At 57.7% G+C, this 2562-nt stretch carries 3 protein-coding genes; 2 read left to right on the forward strand and 1 reads right to left on the reverse strand.

Features of this window, described 5'->3' with window-relative positions; translation table 11 throughout:
- Window positions 1-370: 370 nt before the first annotated feature.
- Both H3V53_RS42745 and H3V53_RS42750 read left to right on the forward strand, forming a co-directional pair.
- Entirely contained in the window at window positions 371-1399 is a 1029-nt protein-coding gene (locus H3V53_RS42745) for a zinc-dependent alcohol dehydrogenase family protein (RefSeq protein WP_336602978.1), read from the forward strand.
- A gap of 341 nt (window positions 1400-1740) precedes the next feature.
- Window positions 1741-2106 (forward strand): cupin domain-containing protein, encoded by a 366-nt coding sequence (locus H3V53_RS42750; protein WP_336602979.1) that lies wholly within the window; start codon window positions 1741-1743, stop codon window positions 2104-2106.
- 41 nt (window positions 2107-2147) lie between these two features.
- Here the strand turns inward: H3V53_RS42750 and H3V53_RS42755 are convergent.
- A partial coding sequence (locus H3V53_RS42755) for a 4Fe-4S dicluster domain-containing protein (RefSeq protein ID WP_336602980.1) occupies window positions 2148-2562 on the reverse strand: 415 nt, incomplete at its 5' end.

Consider the following 2562-nt stretch of genomic DNA (forward strand, 5'->3'; position numbering starts at 1 on the left):
GGCGAACCGGTGCAAGACGATCGACCGGTTCAGCAGAAACTCGCCGCCTGATAGCCCCTGCCTTAACGTTGCCCGTACACCACTCTTGACGTTAGCTCGTTTTAATCAAGATCGTCATGTTCCGCGCGCAGCCCTACGATGAACTCCGTGTGCCGAAAGAGATCACCGCAAGTTCGGTCGAAGGCGGCCGATAAGAATTGTCCGGTGCGTACGAACGATAAATTAGCCAGCGATCGATTTATCAGATGTCGATATCCAATCTATATTTATAGCAATTAATCGCATCTTGAACACGGCGACGGATCGGTTCAATTCGGTTCCCAATTTTTTGGGAGGCGATCTTACGAGTTCTGTACATCAGGAGTTTCGAATGAACAACATTATGAAGCGATGGGAAATTCCATCACTCGGCCTCGACAAGCTTCGCATTCAGGATGTTCCTATTCCGGTACCGGGCCCAGGAGAGATACTCGTCGAAGTGGAGGCAGTCTCGCTCAATTACCGGGATGGCGAAGTAGCGGAGAACGGGATGGGTGTGCCGTTAAAGTTCCCATTTACGCCCGCGTCGGACATGGCTGGCCGCGTGGTGGCCCTCGGCGAAGGCGTCACGCGCTTCAAGGTGGGGGACTGCGTGATTTCTGCGTTCATCGCGGGCTGGATCGACGGAGCCCCAATGTCGTGGATTGACGCCCCCACGCAAGGCGGCCCGATTCAGGGAGTTCTCTCCGAGTACGTGGCCATGCCGGGCGACTGGTGCGTACTTGCCCCAACATCGCTGACCGCCGCCGAGTCGAGCACGCTACCGGTCGCAGCGTTGACCGCATGGATGGCGCTCGTGGAGCTTGGCCATGTGCACGCGGGACACACAATCGTCGTGCAGGGTACAGGTGGCGTATCGCTGTTCGCTGTTCAAATCGCAGCAGCAAACGGCGGGAACGTGATCGTCACTAGTAGTAGTGACGCCAAGCTCGCGCAGGCGCTTGCACTGGGCGCGAAACATGGGATTAACCGTCGCAATACACCGGAATGGCACCGTGCAGTCCTGGATCTAACAAATGGTCGCGGTGCGGATCATATCCTCGAAATGGCGGCGGGCGACAACATCGAACGCTCCTTGCAGGCCCTCGCGCCGGGTGGACGTATTTCTGTCATCGGGCTGCTGCAATCCGATCGAATGAATTTTCCCGTCATGCCGCTGCTTGGTAGCCGAGCGTCGATCGTAGGAATCTCTGTGGGCCCACGACGCGCGCTTGAAGACCTCGTGAGAATGATCGACATGCATCGCATCAAGCCGGTCATCGACGCGACATATGGATTTGACGAAGTTCCGCGAGCATTCGCACATCTCCAACGCGGGGCATTCGGGAAAATCGTCGTGCAAGTCGCTGAAAATGCATAGCTCTCCGGCCTGGAAATTCCGGGCGTTGCCACAATGCCGCTTGCGCCAGCGACCGTAATCTCGATTCGACCGTCACGGTGCGCGAACGCCAGCAGACGGGTTGCTTCCTCGCTCGCAAGAACACGGACCGGCCCTCGCGCCCACGCGCTGCCCGGCTTTTCTATCAAACGTGATTTTCTCGTTGCACGGAACGTAATCGAAGGTCTGATTGACCGGCCCGTCGCTTCGGAAGAAAGTGATCCAAATCTCTCGTAGCCGATGAAGTGACGACCATTACGCGGTATTGCGGCGTGGCTATTGGTGACAGCGCCAATGCAGCACACACGAATTGGAGACTACCCTTGTCCGATGCAAGCCAGCTCTATCGGTGGATCGACCGCCCCAGCGAGATTATTCTCGGGGGCGTTAGCCGCCGATTCATTACATCCGAGCACATCATGATTGGTCAGGTCATACTACGGTGCGGCGACGTCGTACCTGAGCACGCCCATCCGAACGAACAGTTCACCTTCGTCGTCGAGGGCGCAATGCATTTCTGGTTAAGCGATAATACCAATGGGGTGATTGTCCGGGCAGGCGAAGTGATTGTGATTCCTTCCGGCATAATCCACCGGGCTGTCGTGCTGGAAGACACGCTCGAGTACGATATCTTCAACCCGCCTCGCACCGACTGGATGGATGCGGAAGCTTCGTTGCTGCGCACGTGAGCGGCCCGCGCGGCAGGGCACCGAAAATGTCGATCCTCACGTCACATGTTCGGATAGTTCGGACCGCCGCCGCCTTCCGGTGTCACCCAGACGATGTTCTGCGTCGGGTCCTTGATGTCGCAGGTTTTGCAGTGCACGCAGTTCTGCGCGTTGATGACGAGGCGTTCGCTGCCGTCGTCGTTCTTCACGAACTCGTAGACAGCGGCGGGGCAGTAGCGGCTTTCGGGGCCCGCGTACGTCTGCAGGTTCACCTTCACGGGCACCGTTGAATCCTTGAGCGTCAGGTGAGCCGGCTGGTTCTCTTCGTGATTGGTGTTCGAGATGAACACCGACGACAACCGGTCGAACGTCAGCTTCCCGTCCGGCTTCGGATACTCGATCGGCTTGCATTGCGACGCCGGCTTCAGCATCTCGTGATCCCAATGCTGATGATGCAGCGTCCACGGCACGTTGCCG

The organism is Paraburkholderia bengalensis, from assembly GCF_037126505.1.
GTDB lineage: Bacteria > Pseudomonadota > Gammaproteobacteria > Burkholderiales > Burkholderiaceae > Paraburkholderia > Paraburkholderia bengalensis.